The sequence below is a fragment of the Pandoraea faecigallinarum genome, assembly GCF_001029105.3.
Taxonomy (GTDB): Bacteria; Pseudomonadota; Gammaproteobacteria; order Burkholderiales; family Burkholderiaceae; genus Pandoraea; species Pandoraea faecigallinarum.
In genome coordinates, this window is sequence record NZ_CP011807.3 from 1,973,959 (window position 1) to 1,989,733 (window position 15,775).

At 62.9% G+C, this 15,775-nt stretch carries 13 protein-coding genes and 1 pseudogene; 13 read left to right on the forward strand and 1 reads right to left on the reverse strand.

Going from position 1 to position 15,775, the window contains the following annotated elements:
- The first annotated feature begins 234 nt into the window (after nucleotides 1-234).
- From surE to rlmD, 6 genes and pseudogenes are all read left to right on the forward strand, one after another.
- A complete protein-coding gene (gene surE / locus AB870_RS08865) occupies nucleotides 235-996 on the forward strand; it encodes a 5'/3'-nucleotidase SurE (RefSeq protein ID WP_047907712.1) in 762 nt (253 codons plus the stop codon).
- Nucleotides 993-2,150, forward strand: a complete 1,158-nt coding sequence (locus AB870_RS08870) for a protein-L-isoaspartate(D-aspartate) O-methyltransferase (protein ID WP_047907713.1) — start codon at nucleotides 993-995, stop codon at nucleotides 2,148-2,150. The genes surE and AB870_RS08870 overlap by 4 nt, the downstream gene beginning before the upstream one ends.
- A gap of 85 nt (nucleotides 2,151-2,235) precedes the next feature.
- On the forward strand, nucleotides 2,236-3,012 hold the full coding sequence (locus AB870_RS08875) for a peptidoglycan DD-metalloendopeptidase family protein (RefSeq protein ID WP_157112452.1): 777 nt from the start codon (nucleotides 2,236-2,238) through the stop codon (nucleotides 3,010-3,012).
- A gap of 15 nt (nucleotides 3,013-3,027) precedes the next feature.
- Nucleotides 3,028-4,116, forward strand: a complete 1,089-nt coding sequence (gene rpoS, locus AB870_RS08880) for an RNA polymerase sigma factor RpoS (RefSeq protein ID WP_047907715.1) — start codon at nucleotides 3,028-3,030, stop codon at nucleotides 4,114-4,116.
- Between the two features lie 122 nt (nucleotides 4,117-4,238).
- Complete coding sequence (locus AB870_RS08885; RefSeq protein ID WP_047907716.1) at nucleotides 4,239-5,015, forward strand: 3'-5' exonuclease; 777 nt, start codon at nucleotides 4,239-4,241, stop codon at nucleotides 5,013-5,015.
- Nucleotides 5,016-5,170: 155 nt separating this feature from the next.
- Nucleotides 5,171-6,568, forward strand: a pseudogene (gene rlmD / locus AB870_RS08890) (23S rRNA (uracil(1939)-C(5))-methyltransferase RlmD); the annotation flags it as partial.
- Between the two features lie 374 nt (nucleotides 6,569-6,942).
- Here the strand turns inward: rlmD and AB870_RS08895 are convergent.
- Nucleotides 6,943-7,644: a Bax inhibitor-1/YccA family protein gene (locus AB870_RS08895; protein ID WP_047907718.1), complete on the reverse strand. Its 702-nt coding sequence runs from the start codon at nucleotides 7,642-7,644 to the stop codon at nucleotides 6,943-6,945.
- 407 nt (nucleotides 7,645-8,051) lie between these two features.
- Here AB870_RS08895 and ndk point away from each other — a divergent pair, with 407 nt between their 5' ends.
- From ndk to bamB, 7 genes are all read left to right on the forward strand, one after another.
- A complete protein-coding gene (gene ndk / locus AB870_RS08900; protein WP_047907719.1) occupies nucleotides 8,052-8,477 on the forward strand; it encodes a nucleoside-diphosphate kinase in 426 nt (141 codons plus the stop codon).
- Between the two features lie 59 nt (nucleotides 8,478-8,536).
- Nucleotides 8,537-9,658, forward strand: coding sequence for a dual-specificity RNA methyltransferase RlmN (rlmN, locus tag AB870_RS08905; protein WP_047907720.1), 1,122 nt, complete (start codon nucleotides 8,537-8,539; stop codon nucleotides 9,656-9,658).
- Between the two features lie 261 nt (nucleotides 9,659-9,919).
- Entirely contained in the window at nucleotides 9,920-10,981 is a 1,062-nt protein-coding gene (locus AB870_RS08910) for a helix-turn-helix domain-containing protein (protein WP_053059643.1), read from the forward strand.
- Nucleotides 10,982-10,999: 18 nt separating this feature from the next.
- Nucleotides 11,000-12,280 carry a flavodoxin-dependent (E)-4-hydroxy-3-methylbut-2-enyl-diphosphate synthase gene (gene ispG, locus AB870_RS08915; RefSeq protein WP_047907721.1) on the forward strand — a complete coding sequence of 427 codons (1,281 nt, stop codon included), beginning with the start codon at nucleotides 11,000-11,002 and terminating at the stop codon, nucleotides 12,278-12,280.
- A 96-nt stretch (nucleotides 12,281-12,376) separates the two neighbouring features.
- The gene (gene hisS / locus AB870_RS08920; protein WP_418304003.1) at nucleotides 12,377-13,798 is read left to right on the forward strand and encodes a histidine--tRNA ligase; all 1,422 of its coding nucleotides are present in this window, start codon (nucleotides 12,377-12,379) and stop codon (nucleotides 13,796-13,798) included.
- Between the two features lie 32 nt (nucleotides 13,799-13,830).
- Nucleotides 13,831-14,460 carry a YfgM family protein gene (locus AB870_RS08925; RefSeq protein ID WP_047907722.1) on the forward strand — a complete coding sequence of 210 codons (630 nt, stop codon included), beginning with the start codon at nucleotides 13,831-13,833 and terminating at the stop codon, nucleotides 14,458-14,460.
- A gap of 98 nt (nucleotides 14,461-14,558) precedes the next feature.
- Nucleotides 14,559-15,749: an outer membrane protein assembly factor BamB gene (bamB, locus tag AB870_RS08930; RefSeq protein ID WP_053059750.1), complete on the forward strand. Its 1,191-nt coding sequence runs from the start codon at nucleotides 14,559-14,561 to the stop codon at nucleotides 15,747-15,749.
- The last annotated feature ends 26 nt before the right edge of the window (nucleotides 15,750-15,775 follow it).

Consider the following 15,775-nt stretch of genomic DNA (forward strand, 5'->3'; position numbering starts at 1 on the left):
CGGAGCCGGGATGTGGGCGCCGACGGCAGCGTTCCGCTCGGCGCGACATCCGCTTGGGAATCCGTTCCATTCGCGACACATTGGCAACCGAACGACGACCGATCGGGCATGGATTTGCCGCTGCGCCGGTGTCGCGCTGCACCCTCGTGACGACTCGGTGACGCGAGCCGCAGATCGCCACAGATGCCGTCATGGCGTCATATCCGAGCACCTTTCCTCGGTTACAATTGCCGCATGCGAATCCTGCTCAGCAACGACGATGGGTATCAGGCGCCAGGCCTGGCCGCGCTCTACGAGGCGCTGGCACCGCTTGGCGACATTACCGTGGTGGCGCCCGAACAGAACTGTAGCGGTGCGTCCAATTCTCTGACCCTGCAACGACCGCTTTCCGTCTTCAAGGGGGGCAATGGCTTCACGTTCATCAACGGGACACCGACCGATTGCGTCCACGTGGCGTTGACCGGTTTGCTCCAGCAGCGGCCCGATATCGTGGTCTCGGGCATTAACAATGGCCAGAACATGGGCGAGGACACGCTGTACTCCGGTACGGTCGCGGCGGCGACGGAGGGGTTCCTCTTCGGTATTCCGTCGTTTGCGTTCTCGCAAGTCAACAAGGGCTGGGACCATCTCGACAGCGCGGCCCGGGTGGCACGCGAGGTGGTCGAGCGCTATATGGAGCGGCCCTTGGGTGCTCCCTTTTTGTTGAACGTCAATATTCCCAATTTGCCATACGAGCGCCTGAAAGGCGCGCTCGCGACGCGTCTTGGGAAGCGACATCAATCGCAGCCGGTGATCCGTCAGGAGAATCCGCGCGGCGAAACGATTTACTGGATCGGCCCGGCGGGCGACGCCCGCGATAGCAGCGAAGGTACCGACTTCCACGCCGTGGCGCACGATTACGTCTCGGTCACCCCCTTGCAACTGGATCTCACGCATACCGCACGACTTGGTGTCGTGCACGATTGGCTGGCCAGCGCAGGGGTGGCTCAACGATGACGACACCGCCGAAGCGTTTTCCTCTTCCTCTGGCCGAAGTGATGACCCGTCGGCAGCGTAAGGCGCCGGTGCTGGACAAGGCGTCGCGCGCCAGTCCCGCAGGCGCACCGCCTGCGGCGATGGCGCGCAAGACGACGCCGGCGCCGGGAGCGACGTCGGTCAATTCAGGCAATGGGAAGGCGCCGCTCGGCAGTAGCAACGGTTTGCGGGTCGCAACGACGCCGTTGGCAGGGGCATCGGCCCGGCCAACGGGGGCGCAGACATCACATCCCGTCGCGCCCAAAGGATTGGCGCGCCCCGCGGCCGCGCCGCACGCCCAGCCTGCGCCGCATGCCGTGAAGAGTGCGCCGAGGCCGGGGACCAAGGCGCACGGCGGGGGGATTGCACAAAAGAATGGGCTGACGGCCGCAACGGCGGTGAAAGGCGTCGTGCGGACGGGTTCGGCATCAAAAGCGTCGGCGGGCACTGCGGTGCGAGGGCAGGTGCCGCCCGGCAGCGGTTCACCCGACGGCATCGGACTGACCTCCGAGCGCGTGCGCGCAAGAATGGCCGAGCGCGTCGCGGCGTCGGGCGTCAAGCACCCGGGCGTGCTGGCGGCGCTGGCCACCGTGCCGCGCCACCGCTTCGTCGATGCGGCACTCGCCAATCAGGCTTATGAAGACGCGGCGCTTCCCATCGGCCATGGGCAAACGATTTCGAAGCCGTCTGTCGTGGGGCGCATGATCGAGCTGCTGCTGGCGGGCGGACGTCCGCTGGAAAAAGTGCTGGAGATCGGCACCGGCTGCGGTTATCAGGCCGCGGTGTTGTCATGCGTGGCGCGCGACGTTTATTCGATCGAGCGTGTGCGTCCCCTGCACGAACGCGCCAAGGCCAATCTTCGGCCGCTGCGTGTGCCGAACATCCGCCTGCACTACGGCGACGGGCGGTTGGGGCTGCCCGCGGTGGCGCCGTTCGACGGCATCGTGATCGCTGCCGCCGGCCTTGAGATTCCGGACGCGCTCGTCGATCAGCTTGCGGTAGGCGCGCGTCTCGTCGCCCCCGTGGGCGGTGAGCAACAAATTTTGACCCTCATCGAGCGCGTCGGCGCACGCCAATGGCGCGAGACGCAGCTTGATCGGGTGTTATTCGTCCCCTTAAAATCGGGCATCATTTAAGCCCGTCGGGCCTATTCTGCGGAGGATTTGAGTGAATTTGCGAGCGGGTTTCCAACAACGCGTCGCCAGTGTCCTGTTGCTGAGCATGCTGGCAGCGTGTGCATCGCGACAAGTCGGGGCGCCGGTCGTCGACCGTACCGTAGGCGGTACGACGACCGACAGCAGTGTGCCTGGCGTGACTGCGCCAGTGGTCGACAACTCGCCGGTGCCGCCGGGGTATTACCGCGTGCAGCCGGGCGATCGTCTCTATCGCATCGCGCTGGAGAACGGACAGAACTATCGCGATATCGCGCGCTGGAACAACATCCAGAATCCGGATCAGATCGAAGTCGGTCAGGTGCTGCGCGTGAAGCCGCCTGCGGGGGATGCCGGCACGCCGTTGCCGCCGCCGGTTGCCAGCACGCCGTCGAACAACAGTCCGGCCGCTGTGCCGCCTGCCGTTGTGCCGCCGCCCGCGAGTTCGGTGGCGTCCGCGCCGTCGGCGGTGTCGAGCGGGGAACTGCGTCTGTCGTGGCCGGCCAAGGGCGCTGTCGTAGGTCGCTTCGACGATTCGAAGAACAAGGGCGTGAATATCGGCGGTACCTCCGGTCAGGACATTTTCGCTGCCGGTGCGGGTAAGGTGGTGTACTCGGGTGCCGGCCTGCGCGGCTATGGCAATCTCGTCATCATTAAACACGACGCGACCTTCTTGACGGCGTATGCACACAACAGCAAACTGTTGGTCAAGGAAGGCGACTCCGTAACGCGGGGTCAGAAAATTGCCGAAATGGGTAACTCGGACGCAGATCGGGTCATGCTGCACTTCGAGGTACGGAAAGACGGTAAGCCTGTGGATCCGATGAAGTATTTGCCGCCTCAATAAACTAGGCAGGGTCGAATGCTCAAGAGAAAGCGTCGTACTTCGCAAGAGGAAGACCTCGCTGCCCCGGAGACCGATCAGGACGTTGACGATCGGCAATCCCGGCAGGATGAGGACGTGGACGACGCTTTCGACGAGCGCGAGGCGGAGGACGACGACGCCTCGTCGTCCGAGGCCGGCGACGAAGGGGCTTCCCCGGGGCGCAAGCGCAAGGCCGCCGACGCCGACGACTTCGGTACCATCCTTCAGGCCGAACTCACGGCCGACACCGTTCAGCACTATCTCAATCGCATCAGCGTCAAGCCGCTGTTGACTCCCGCGGAAGAACTCGATTACTCCACGCGCGCTCAGGCCGGGGAGTTTGCGGCGCGTCAGGTCATGATCGAGCGCAACCTGCGTCTCGTGGTGAGTATAGCCAAGGGGTACCTCAATCGCGGTGTGCCATTGCTCGACCTGATCGAGGAGGGCAATCTCGGGTTGATGCACGCCATCGAGAAATTCGATCCGGGGCGTGGGTTTCGTTTCTCGACGTACGCGACATGGTGGATACGCCAGAGTATCGAGCGGGCCATCATGAATCAGGCGCGTACGGTTCGCCTGCCGGTGCATGTCATTCGCGAGCTCAATCAGGTGCTGCGTGCGAAGCGTCATCTGGAAAAGAGTGCCGCGTATGTCGATGGTGGCGAGCAGCGTGACGCGCGAATCGAGGATATTGCCGATCTGACCGGGAAGACACCTGAGGAGATCACCGACATTCTCGCGCTCAACGAGCATGTCGCCTCGCTCGATGCGCCGCTCGAGATCGACCCGGGCAGCAGTTTGCTCGATCTGCTCTCTGACGACCGCAGCGAAGCACCGGAGCACGAGGTGCAGCATCGCGAGCTGGAAGACCTGATGCGCCTGTGGCTGTCACGGCTTTCCACCAAACATCGTTATGTCATCGAGCGCCGGTTCGGACTCAACCGCGTGGAACCCGCCACGTTGGAGGAGTTGGCCGACGAAATGGGGCTGACGCGCGAACGCGTGCGCCAGATCCAGCAGGAGGCGCTTGTCAAGCTCAAACGCTATTTCGCGTCGAACGGCGTTCGCAAGGACGCCGTGCTGTGATTCGGCGCGAGGTTCGGGGGCTGGCGTCGCCGTCGTGTTGCGTCATACCGCGTCGCACGCCGAATGGCGTATCCCTTGGCGTCGCATAACGGCGCTTTCCGATTTTTCTTCTGATTTTCATCATGGCATCTCCCGTTCTCGTCTTCGATATTGAAACGATTCCCGACGTCGACGGCCTGCGCAAGCTTGAGCCCGCGTATGCCGGTCTGACGGACGACGCCGTCGCTGAAGCCGCTTTTGCGGCCCGTCGCGAAAAGGTGGGGCACGACTTCCTGCCGCTGCATTTGCAACGCGTTGCAGCCATCTCGTGTGTGTTTCGCGATCGCGATGGCTTTCGCGTGAAGTCGCTCGGCACGCTCGAAGACGGCGAAGGCGCGCTCGTCTCCGGCTTCTATCGCACCATCGAGAAATATGCGCCGCAACTCGTGTCATGGAATGGCGGCGGCTTCGATCTGCCGGTGTTGCACTACCGCGCCATGATTCACGGTATTTCCGCGCCGCGCTATTGGGATATGGGCGAGGACGACCGTGAGTTCAAGTGGAACAACTACATCAGCCGTTATCATCAGCGCCATCTGGATTTGATGGATCTGCTCGCGATGTATCAGGCGCGCGCCAACGCGCCGCTCGACGATTTGGCCAAGCTGTGCGGCTTTCCCGGCAAGCTGGGGATGGATGGCAGCAAGGTATGGGAGGCATATCGCGCCGGCAAGCTCGACGAGATACGCAATTACTGTGAGACGGACGTGGTAAATACGTATCTCGTCTACTGCCGCTATCAGTTGATGCGCGGCGGCTTGCGACAGGCCGAGTACGAGCAGGAGATCGAATTCGTGAGGCGTTCTCTCGAACAGGAGACGGCGCCGCACTGGAAGGAATATCTCGGCGCCTGGCGGTAATGCGCGGTGGATTCGCCGTTACCGTTGCTCTTGCCGTTATCGCGGTTCGTGCCGATTTCTGGCCGTGCTGGGCGGGCGCGCTCATACGCCAGCGAGTAACCGGCGGACGAATCGATTAAAATGCCGGGTTTGCTGTCGCATACGAGAACAAAGACGTGACCCGCTCCTCCCGAAACTCTTCGCGCAACCGGCCCGCCGCCGAGCCTGGCATCATCGACATCGAATCGCTCGACATGGAAGCGCGCGGCGTCGGCCGTACGGCGCCCGAGGGCGAGCCGGGTACGCCGGAATTCAAACCCGGCAAGGTGATCTTCGTCGAAGGCGCGCTGCCGGGCGAGCGCGTCACTTATCTCAGCTATCGCCGCAAGCCCAAATTCGAACAGGCGGAAGCGGTCAGCGTGTTGCGTGCGAGCCCAATGCGCGCCAAACCGCAATGTCCGCATTTCGGCAAGTGTGGCGGGTGCTCGATGCAGCATCTCGAACCGCGCGCGCAGATCGCCATCAAGCAACGCGTGCTGGAAGACAATCTGGCACGTCTCGGCAAGGTGAAGGCGGAAGCGATGCTTCGCCCGATCCAGGGGCCGGATTGGGGTTACCGCTTCCGGGCGCGTCTGACTGTGCGATACGTGCCCAAGAAGGGCGGTGTGCTGATCGGGTTTCACGAGCGCAAGAGCAGCTACGTGGCCGATATGGATTCTTGCGAAGTGCTGCCGCGACATGTGTCGGACATGCTCGTGCCGCTGCGCCGTCTGGTCGAGTCGCTCTCGATTCGCGAGCGTTTGCCGCAAATCGAGCTGGCGATCGGGGCCGACGTCACGGCGCTCGTGCTGAGGATTCTCGAGCCGCTCACGCCCGCCGACGAAGATATTCTCCGAGCGTTTGCCGACGCCAACCGGGTTCAGTTCTGGGTCCAGCCCAAGGGGCCGGACACGGCGGTGCCGTTCTACCCGCTTACGCCTGAACTTCATTACACGCTGCCGGAATACCAGATCCGGATGCCGTTCAAGCCGACGGATTTCACGCAGGTCAATCATCAGATCAACCGGGTGCTGGTGCATCGTGCGTTGCGGCTGCTCGCGCCGCAATCGGACGAGCGCGTGCTCGATCTGTTCTGCGGGTTGGGCAACTTCACGTTGCCGCTGGCGCGCCGTGCCGGGACCGTCATGGGGATCGAAGGCAGCACGGCGTTGACGGAGCGCGCGCTCGCCAACGCGCAACGCAACGGCGTGGCCAGGCGAACGGAATTTGCATGCCGCAACCTGTTCGACATCACCGCCGACGACATTCGCGCGCTCGGGGCGTTCGACCGGTATCTCATCGATCCGCCGCGCGAGGGGGCGCTCGCGGTGTCGAAGGCGTTGGCGGAACTCGCGCAGCAAGGTTACGACGGGCTGCCCAAGCGCATCGTCTACGTGTCATGCAGCCCGGCGACGCTGGCTCGCGATGCCGGTCTTCTCGTGCACGAAGCGGGCTATCGCCTGACGCTGGCGGGTGTGGTCAACATGTTCCCGCATACGTCGCACGTTGAATCGATGGCGGTTTTCGAGCACGAAAGCATTGGACAGCCGTGGGTGCCGCGCATTCGCGTGTCGGAGACGGGGGCGGACACGCCTGAGGGATCCGCCGACGAAGGTGTCGAGGCGATCGCCGGTGCGACCGGCGGTGAGGGTGTGATTCACCACGACGCCTGAGCCTGATCGTTGTGAGCGGGCGCGAAGTGCGCGAAACCGTAGGCGCGTAGCGTGTCATAACGACGGGGGGGCGTAGGCGGTCCTCGGTGCGTGGCCCCGCGCCGGCCGGCGATATGCCGATATACCGGTATGCCGAAAGCCGAAAGCCGAAAGAAAAAGCCAGTCCCGAGGGGCTGGCTTTTTCGTCAGGCGACAGGCAGCGCAGCACAGGCTGCGCTGCCGCTTCGCATCAGTCGTTAGTTGCGGTTGCCGCCCAGCACACCCAGGATGGCGAGCAGGTTGGTGAAGATGTTGTACAGGTCGAGATAAATCGCGAGCGTTGCGGTGACGTAGTTGGTTTCACCGCCGTTCACCACGCGCTGCACGTCGAACAGGATGTACGCTGAGAAGATGGCAATGGCGAGCACCGAAACCGTCAGCATCAGCGCCGGCAGTTGCAGCCAGATGTTGGCGACCGAGGCCAGCAGAATCACGATGACGCCCATGAACAGCCACTTGCCGAGCCCGCTGAAATCTCGCTTGCTGACCGTAGCGACCGACGCCATCACCGTGAAAATCACGGCCGTGCCGCCGAACGCCAGCATGATGAGCGATGCACCGTTGGAGAATCCCAGCACGAAGCTTAACAAGCGCGTGAGCATCAGGCCCATGAAGAACGTGAAGCCCAGCAGCAGTGCCACGCCGACACCGCTGTTCTTGAAGCGCTCGATCGCGAACATGAAACCGAAAGCGACGGCGAGGAACAAGATGACGCTGACCATCGGGCTGCCCGCGAACAGCGCGAAGCCATAGGTCACACCCAGCCAGGCGCCCGCGATGGTCGGCAGCATCGACAGCGCGAGCAGCCAATACGTATTGCGCAGCACCTTGTTGCGTACCTGAGCGGTCGAGACACCGCCTGTGCCGCTGTAGCCGAAGCGTTGGAAATCCTGGTTCATATATTGTGTTCTCCGTGGTCGTTGTGCCTGTTGGCGGGGCCACCAGGCGCCTGATGACGCATACGATGACCGGCAACCGTTGCCGGCGAATCCCCCGCGGCCCGTTGGTCCGGCTTGTCGTCGAAGGCCAAGGATATCGAAAGATACCCGGGAAAGCGTTCGGACGATTCCGGAAATCTCGGGGCAAAAGCCTAAATTTCAACGGCTCGTCACTCCTCAACCTTCCCATCCAGGGAAGGTGAGAAAAACGCATCCTTGTGTCAGCTTCGCGAAAAGCCGGACAGTCCCGGCCGTCCTGCGTTTGAGCGGTACGCGCACTGTAGGTTCCATCCCCATCATAACAGCCTTCGTGCTACAATTACGGGTTCATGTTGGTTATATAACTGCTTAATTTTTTGGAGTTTTTCATGGCAGTCGAACGCACTTTGTCGATTATCAAGCCCGATGCCGTTGCCAAGAACGTGATCGGCCAGATTTACAGCCGTTTCGAAGCCGCCGGCCTGAAGATCGCCGCTGCCAAGCTGGTGCACCTGTCGCGCGCTGAAGCCGAGCAGTTCTACGCCGTTCACAAGGAGCGTCCGTTCTTCAGGGATCTGGTCGACTTCATGATCTCGGGCCCGGTGATGATTCAGGTGCTCGAAGGCGAGAACGCCATCGCGAAGAACCGCGAGCTGATGGGCGCCACCGACCCGAAGAAGGCAGAGAAGGGCACGATCCGCGCCGACTTCGCCGACAGCATCGACGCCAACGCAGTGCATGGCTCGGACGCCGCTGAAACGGCCGCTGTGGAAGTGGCTTTCTTCTTCCCGGGCATGAACGTCTACTCGCGCTAAGCCGCGTTTAGTCGCTCCATTGCAGGAAGATACCGAAGGGATGTTGACGGATCAGGGCCATGACCAACCTCACGAATCTGCTTGATTACGATCCGGACGGTCTGGCCGCCTATTGCGGCACGCTCGGCGAAAAGCCGTTCCGTGCCCGCCAGCTCCAGCGTTGGATCCACCAGATGGGGGCCGCCGATTTCGACGGCATGACCGATCTGGCCAAATCGCTGCGCGAGAAGTTGAAAACGCGCGCGAATATTGTTGCGCCTGCCGCGATTACCGACCACCTGTCGGCCGACGGCACGCGCAAATGGCTGTTGGACGTGGGTAACGGCAACGCCGTCGAGACCGTCTACATCCCTGAGGAGACGCGTGGCACGCTTTGCGTTTCGTCGCAAGCGGGTTGCGCCGTCAACTGCCGGTTCTGTTCGACCGGCAAGCAGGGCTTCTCGCGCAATTTGTCGCTCGGCGAAATCATCGGCCAGTTGTGGATGGCCGAATTTGCGCTTCGCCGCGACCTTGGCCGCGAAGGCAGGAACGAGCGTGTCACCACCAATGTGGTGATGATGGGCATGGGCGAGCCGCTGCTCAATTTCGACAACGTGGTCGGCGCCATGCGCCTGATGCTCGACGACAACGCTTACGGGCTGTCGCGTCGACGCGTGACCTTGTCGACTTCCGGGGTGGTGCCGATGATGGACCGTCTGGGGCAGGAATTGCCCGTGGCGCTGGCCGTCTCGCTGCACGCGCCGAACGATGCGCTGCGCGACGTGCTCGTGCCGCTCAACAAGAAATATCCGTTACGCGAACTGATGGGCGCGTGCGAGCGTTATCTCGAAGTGGCGCCGCGCGATTTCATCACGTTCGAGTACTGCATGCTCGACGGTGTGAACGATACCGAAGCGCATGCGCGCGAGCTTGTCGCCCTCACGCGCGACGTGCCGTGCAAATTCAACCTGATCCCCTTCAATCCATTCCCCGAGTCCGGTCTGTTGCGTTCGAAAGATCCGCAGATCAAGCGTTTCGCGCAAATTTTGCTCGACGCCGGTCTCGTCACGACCGTGCGCAAGACGCGCGGCGATGACATCGACGCCGCATGTGGTCAGCTTGCCGGCGAAGTACAGGATCGCACGCGACTTGCGCAGCGCGGCAAATTCGGGAAAATCGCGGTCGAGGTGCGTACCGTATGACGTTGCGCATGGGCGGGCGTGGACCGTGGCGAGGGCCGTCGGCCCCGCACGTCGCATGCGGCTCGTCGGATCAGTCTTGCACTACAGCATTCCTTGCGCGGGGCGAGTGGCTCGTCCTGCGCGATTCCGTCAGTTCCTCGTCGAGTTTTCCGATGCGCCGCGCAGATCTTCACGCCGCGCGCACGGCGGACGACGCAGCGGAACTGTCGCCAGCATATCCTCAGCCGCTGCGGGCGGCTGCTTACGAACGGGGGCGTATCGATGGATAACCAGAATCAGGCGGATGCAGGCGGACAAGCCGGGGCTGAAGGCCAGGGACTGCCGCAGGGAGCACCTGCCGGATGGGCTGAGCTGAGTGCGCAAGTGGGGGCGCAACTGGCTGCGTTGCGCGAGAAGCGCGGTATGTCGATCGAAGATGTGTCGGCGCGCCTGAAAGTCTCCGTGCAAAAGCTGAAGCGGCTTGAGGCAGGCGAGTGGGATGCCTTGCCGGAGATGCCGTTTATTCAGGGCGTGGTGCGTAGCTATGCCCGTATGGTCGGGGGCGACCCGGAGCCGATGATCGAATCGCTGCGCCGCATCGGCGGCCCGGCGCCGCTTCCCATCGATATTCCGCAGCCGCAGTCGGGGCAGCCGAGCATTCCGAAGAGCCCGGTTCGCTTCCGTTCGCCGGTGGCCACGTCGCAGGCCAAATGGCCGTGGGCACTGGCCGCACTGGTCGTGATTGCCGGTGCCGCATGGTACTTCGGGAACAGCCATAAGGGCGGGCGCGGTGCGACGGACACGGCGGAGCTGGCGAGTGCCGCCTCGGCGCAGGGCGGCACGGATGCCGCGGAGCCGGCCAGTCAACCGGTCGTTGCCGATGCCAACGGGACCCCGCCGGGTGCGGATGGTGCGAACGCCAATAACAATGGCAATACGGAGAGCACGGTCAATAACGCAACGGCCAGTGCGGCCGCGGCGGGTCCGGGCCTGATCGCTGCCGTCGATCCCACACACGTGGTGGCGGGTCTGGCGAGCGCCGCGACGGCATCGGCGGCAGCGCCTGCCGCGCCGGCGAAGGCGTCCAGCGCCGGTGCGCCGGGCAATGGCAAGATTGCGTTGCGCCTGAAGGCGGACAGTTGGGTCGAAGTTCGTTCGAAGGACGGCAAGGTGCTGTTCTCCCAACTCATGCGTGCAGGCGCCGAACAGGAAATTACGGGCGATGCGCCGCTCAAGATCGTTGTAGGTAACGTCGCGGGCGTCGAGTCGCTGGAATTCAACGGCCAACCGGTCGAGATCAAGTCCCGCAATGCGGGCAACGTGGCGCGTCTGACGCTCCAGTAAGACCGAAAGAGGGTAATCATGGCTTCTGTAGAATGCATGCCGATCATCGGTGGTCCGGCGCCTCGCCGTCAGTCCCGCAAGGTCGGGATTCGCTGGGGCGGCCAGCTCGTGACGGTCGGCGGCGATTCGCCGATTCGCGTGCAATCGATGACCAATACCGACACGGAAGACGTGATCGGCACGGCCATTCAGGTGAAGGAACTGGCGCAGGCGGGCTCGGAACTCGTGCGCATTACGGTGAATACGCCCGAAGCGGCCGCCGCCGTGCCCGAGATTCGCAATCAGCTCGATCGCATGGGGGTGATGGTGCCGCTGGTCGGCGACTTCCATTACAACGGTCATACGTTGCTTGCCGATTATCCGGACTGCGCCGAAGCCTTGTCGAAGTACCGCATCAACCCGGGTAACGTCGGTAAGGGCGCCAAGCGCGACACGCAGTTCGCGCAGATGATCGAAATGGCGATCAAGTACGACAAGCCGGTGCGTATCGGTGTGAACTGGGGCAGCCTCGATCAGTCGCTGCTCGCTCGCATCATGGACGAAAACGCGGCACGCGCCACGCCGTGGGACGCGCAAAGCGTGATGTACGAAGCGTTGATCACATCGGCGCTCGAATCGGCCGAGCTTGCCCAGCGCGTCGGTTTGTCGGCCGACAAGATTCTGTTGTCGTGCAAGGTCAGTGCCGTGCAGGACTTGATCGCCGTGTACCGCGAGCTCGGCAAGCGTTGCGACTACGCGCTGCATCTCGGGCTGACCGAAGCCGGTATGGGCTCGAAGGGCATCGTCGCGTCGACGGCGGCGCTGTCGGTGCTGCTGCAGGAGGGGATCGGCGACACGATCCGTATTTCGCTGACGCCCGAGCCGGGTGGCGCGCGTACGGGCGAAATCGTGGTGGCGCAGGAAATCCTGCAGACGATGGGATTGCGTGCGTTCGCGCCGATGGTGATTGCCTGTCCGGGGTGCGGCCGTACGACGAGCACGGTGTTCCAGGAACTGGCTGCCAGTATTCAGAAATATCTGCGTGAACAAATGCCGGTGTGGAAGGCTCAATATCCGGGCGTCGAGAACATGAACGTCGCGGTCATGGGCTGCATCGTGAACGGCCCGGGCGAGTCGAAGCACGCGAACATCGGCATCAGCCTGCCGGGTTCGGGCGAGTCACCCGCCGCGCCGGTTTTCGTCGATGGAGAAAAGGTTCGTACGCTTCGCGGCGACCATATCGCCGAAGAGTTCCAGCAGATCGTCGACGATTACGTGAAGACGCATTACGGCCAGGCCCCAGGCGTCGTTGCCGCGTAAGCGGGTAAGGAAGAGTAAGACCGCATATTGCCGCAGATGACCGCACATGGTCGCGCAAGGCCGCAAGACCGAATGAACGGAGTGCAATCCGGCAATATGCCGGCAGCGAGCAGGCTGCAAGCAGGCAGAACACAAGAGAATATGACTGACGCAAAGAAGAATCGCCTCGCCAAACTGGGTGGGGTCAAAGGCATGAACGACATCCTCCCGCAGGACGAAGCCCTGTGGGAGTTTTTCGAAGAATCGGTGCGTGCGATGCTGCGTGCCTATGGTTATCAGCAGATTCGCACGCCGATTCTCGAGCACACGCAGCTCTTCACACGCGGTATCGGTGAAGTGACGGACATCGTCGAGAAGGAGATGTACAGCTTCACCGACTCGCTCAACGGCGAGCAGTTGACGATGCGTCCCGAAGGCACCGCGGCAGCCGTTCGCGCAACGCTCGAACACAATTTGCTGTACGGCGGTCCGAAGCGGCTGTGGTACTTCGGCCCGATGTTCCGCCATGAGAAGCCGCAGCGCGGCCGTTATCGGCAGTTCCACCAGGTTGGCGTGGAAGCGCTCGGTCTGGCTGGCCCGGATGCGGACGTCGAGATCATTCTGATGTGCCAGCGCCTGTGGGACGATCTCGGTTTGACCGGCATTCACCTGCAACTGAATTCGCTGGGCCAGGGTGAAGAGCGTGCGCGCCATCGTGCCGATCTGATCGCCTATCTCGAGAAGCATGCGGATCTGCTGGATGAGGACGGCAAGCGTCGCCTCTACACCAACCCGTTGCGCGTGCTCGATACGAAGAACCCGGCAATGCAGGCGGTGGTCGAAGGAGCGCCGAAGCTCATCGATTATCTCGGCGAGGAATCGATCAAGCACTTCGAAGGCGTGCAGTCGCTGCTCAAGGCGAACAACATTCCGTTCACTATCAATCCGCGTCTGGTGCGCGGTCTGGATTATTACAATCTGACCGTGTTCGAATGGGTCACCGACAAGCTGGGTGCGCAGGGCACGGTGGCCGGTGGCGGTCGTTACGACCCGCTTATCGAGCAGTTGGGCGGCGATGCAACGCCGGCCTGCGGCTGGGCGATGGGAGTCGAACGTATTCTCGAACTGCTGCGCGAAGACGACCTCGTGCCACAAGCCGAGGGGGCTGACGTCTACGTCGTGCATCAGGGCGAATCGGCCGTTGCGCCGGCATTGATCGCCGCGGAGCGCATGCGCGATGCGGGCCTGAACGTCGTGTTCCATTGCAGCCCGGACGGCAAGAGCAGCAGTTTCAAGGTGCAAATGAAGCGCGCGAACGCGAGTGGCGCGAATTTCGCAGTCATCATCGGCGAGAACGAAGTGGCGTCGGGAGTGGCTGGGGTCAAGCACCTGCGTGCCGCAGAGCAGACGAACAACCAGTCGAGCGTACCGTTCGACGGGCTTGCCGAGTACCTGATCGACGCCATCGTCGCCAGCGCCGACGAGAGCGTGAACGAAAGCCTGGCCGATGACGGCGCAGGCAACGAAACCCTTCACTAATTCAAGACGCCAGACACGGAGAATACCGGCGAATGAGCAGCTATCACGAGGAACAGGAACAGATCGAGAACGTAAAGGCCTGGTGGAAGCAGTACGGCAATTACGTTATCTGGACGCTCGTCGTCATCATGCTCGCCTACGGCGGCTGGAATCTGTGGCGCTATTACGAGCGTAAGCAGGCGGTGGAAGCTGGCGTACTGTATGGCGAACTGGAAAGCGCTGTCGACGCGAAGGACAAAACCAAGGTCGCTCGCATTGCTTCCGACATGGAGAGCAAGTTCAGCGGCACGCCGTATGCGCAGATGACGGCGTTGCTCGCGGCCAGGACGCTTGCGGACGCCGGCGATGCCGCGGGAGCGAAGGCACAACTGCAGTGGGCTGTGTCGAACGCCAGGGATGACGAGTACAAGCAACTGGCCAAGCTGCGTTTGGCCGGCGTGCTGCTCGACGAGAAGGCCTACGACGAAGCGCTCAAGCTGCTCGACAATCCGCCGGCTTCGTATGCCGGTGTGTTTGCCGACCGCCGTGGCGACGTGCTCGTCGCACAGAGCAAGGTGGCCGATGCCAAGACCGCGTACAAGCTGGCGCTCGACAAGCTCGACAAGCAGGATTCGGGCATGCGTCAGTTCGTGCAGTTCAAGCTCGACGCGCTGGGGGCCTGACGCGCGTCGGCATTCCGTTGGCAAGTATTACCCTCCCATAACGCATAACCGGGTACATGATGATCCTTAACGACTTCCGTCGATCGATGCCGCAAACGATGGCTACGTCACAGTCCGTGCAGGTTGCCCCGACGGTCTCGCGCCGTGGCATTTTCAAGCGTGCAGGCACCGCCGTGATGACGCTGGCAGTGCTGGGCACACTGGGTGGTTGTGGACTCTTCGGCAGCAAGCCGGCACACGAGCCGACGCCGCTCACGGAGATCAAGCAGGCGTTGACCGTCAAGCAAATCTGGACGGCAAGCGTGGGCAAGGCCGGTGCGTACAGCTTCGCGCCGGTCGCCGTGGGCAACGCCGTGTTTGCGGCGGGCGCGAACGGCAGCGTTGTGCGCGTGGATGCAGAGACGGGAGCCTCGAACTGGTCGGCCAAGGCGGACACGAACATCACCGCTGGGCCGGGTAGCGATGGCGAAACGACGGTCGTCGCCACGCACAAGGGCGACGTGATCGCCTTCGATCACGATGGCAAGGCGTCGTGGAAAGCGAATGCCGGCAGCGAGGTGCTCACCGCGCCGCTGGTCGGCCGTGGTCTCGTGGTGGTGCGTGCCATCAACAACCGTGTGACGGCGTTTGATTCGAGCACCGGTTCAGTGCGCTGGTCGTATTCGCAGCCGGCGGTGACGCTCACGTTGCGCACCGGCACGGGCATGACGTTCGTGGGCGACCGCTCGGTCATCACCGGATTCCCGGGTGGCAAGCTCGTAGCGCTCGATGCGAACACCGGCAACCCGCAATGGATCACGCCGCTGTCGTACCCGAAGGGGGTGACGGAGGTCGAGCGCGTCAATGACGTGACGGGCGCGCCGGTCGTCTTCGGCCGTCAGGTGTGTGGTGCGACGTTCCAGGGCCGCGTGGGCTGCGTCGACGTGCAGACCGGCAACGGCCTGTGGGCGCGCGATTTTTCGTCGCCGAACGGTGTGTCGCAGGACGAGCGCGTGGTGGCCGCGGTCAATACCGACGGTGCCGTCTACGCGTTCAATGCTGCCGATGGCAGTACACTGTGGCAGAACGATAAGCTCAAGTACCGCGATCTGTCGGCGCCGCTGGCGCTGGGCCGTGTCGTGGTCGTGGGCGACAAGCAGGGCTATCTGCATTTCCTGTCGCGTGACAACGGCGAGTTCCTCGCCCGCGTCAAGCTGAGCGGAGCCATCAGCGCGCAGCCGGTCATCGCCGGTCAGACGCTGGTTGTGCAGACCCGCGACGGCAATATTTATGGCTTCCGTCCGGAATAACCGGTAACCGGCAAGCACCCGGGCAT

Bases quoted from the DNA above. Each gene is read 5' to 3' on its own strand.
- surE (WP_047907712.1), top strand. From the start codon at position 235: ATGCGAATCCTGCTCAGCAACGACGATGGGTATCAGGCGCCAGGCCTG.
- AB870_RS08870 (WP_047907713.1), top strand. From the start codon at position 993: ATGACGACACCGCCGAAGCGTTTTCCTCTTCCTCTGGCCGAAGTGATG.
- AB870_RS08875 (WP_157112452.1), top strand. From the start codon at position 2,236: ATGCTGGCAGCGTGTGCATCGCGACAAGTCGGGGCGCCGGTCGTCGAC.
- rpoS (WP_047907715.1), top strand. From the start codon at position 3,028: ATGCTCAAGAGAAAGCGTCGTACTTCGCAAGAGGAAGACCTCGCTGCC.
- AB870_RS08885 (WP_047907716.1), top strand. From the start codon at position 4,239: ATGGCATCTCCCGTTCTCGTCTTCGATATTGAAACGATTCCCGACGTC.
- AB870_RS08895 (WP_047907718.1), bottom strand. From the start codon at position 7,644: ATGAACCAGGATTTCCAACGCTTCGGCTACAGCGGCACAGGCGGTGTC.
- ndk (WP_047907719.1), top strand. From the start codon at position 8,052: ATGGCAGTCGAACGCACTTTGTCGATTATCAAGCCCGATGCCGTTGCC.
- rlmN (WP_047907720.1), top strand. From the start codon at position 8,537: ATGACCAACCTCACGAATCTGCTTGATTACGATCCGGACGGTCTGGCC.
- AB870_RS08910 (WP_053059643.1), top strand. From the start codon at position 9,920: ATGGATAACCAGAATCAGGCGGATGCAGGCGGACAAGCCGGGGCTGAA.
- ispG (WP_047907721.1), top strand. From the start codon at position 11,000: ATGGCTTCTGTAGAATGCATGCCGATCATCGGTGGTCCGGCGCCTCGC.
- hisS (WP_418304003.1), top strand. From the start codon at position 12,377: ATGCCGGCAGCGAGCAGGCTGCAAGCAGGCAGAACACAAGAGAATATG.
- AB870_RS08925 (WP_047907722.1), top strand. From the start codon at position 13,831: ATGAGCAGCTATCACGAGGAACAGGAACAGATCGAGAACGTAAAGGCC.
- bamB (WP_053059750.1), top strand. From the start codon at position 14,559: ATGGCTACGTCACAGTCCGTGCAGGTTGCCCCGACGGTCTCGCGCCGT.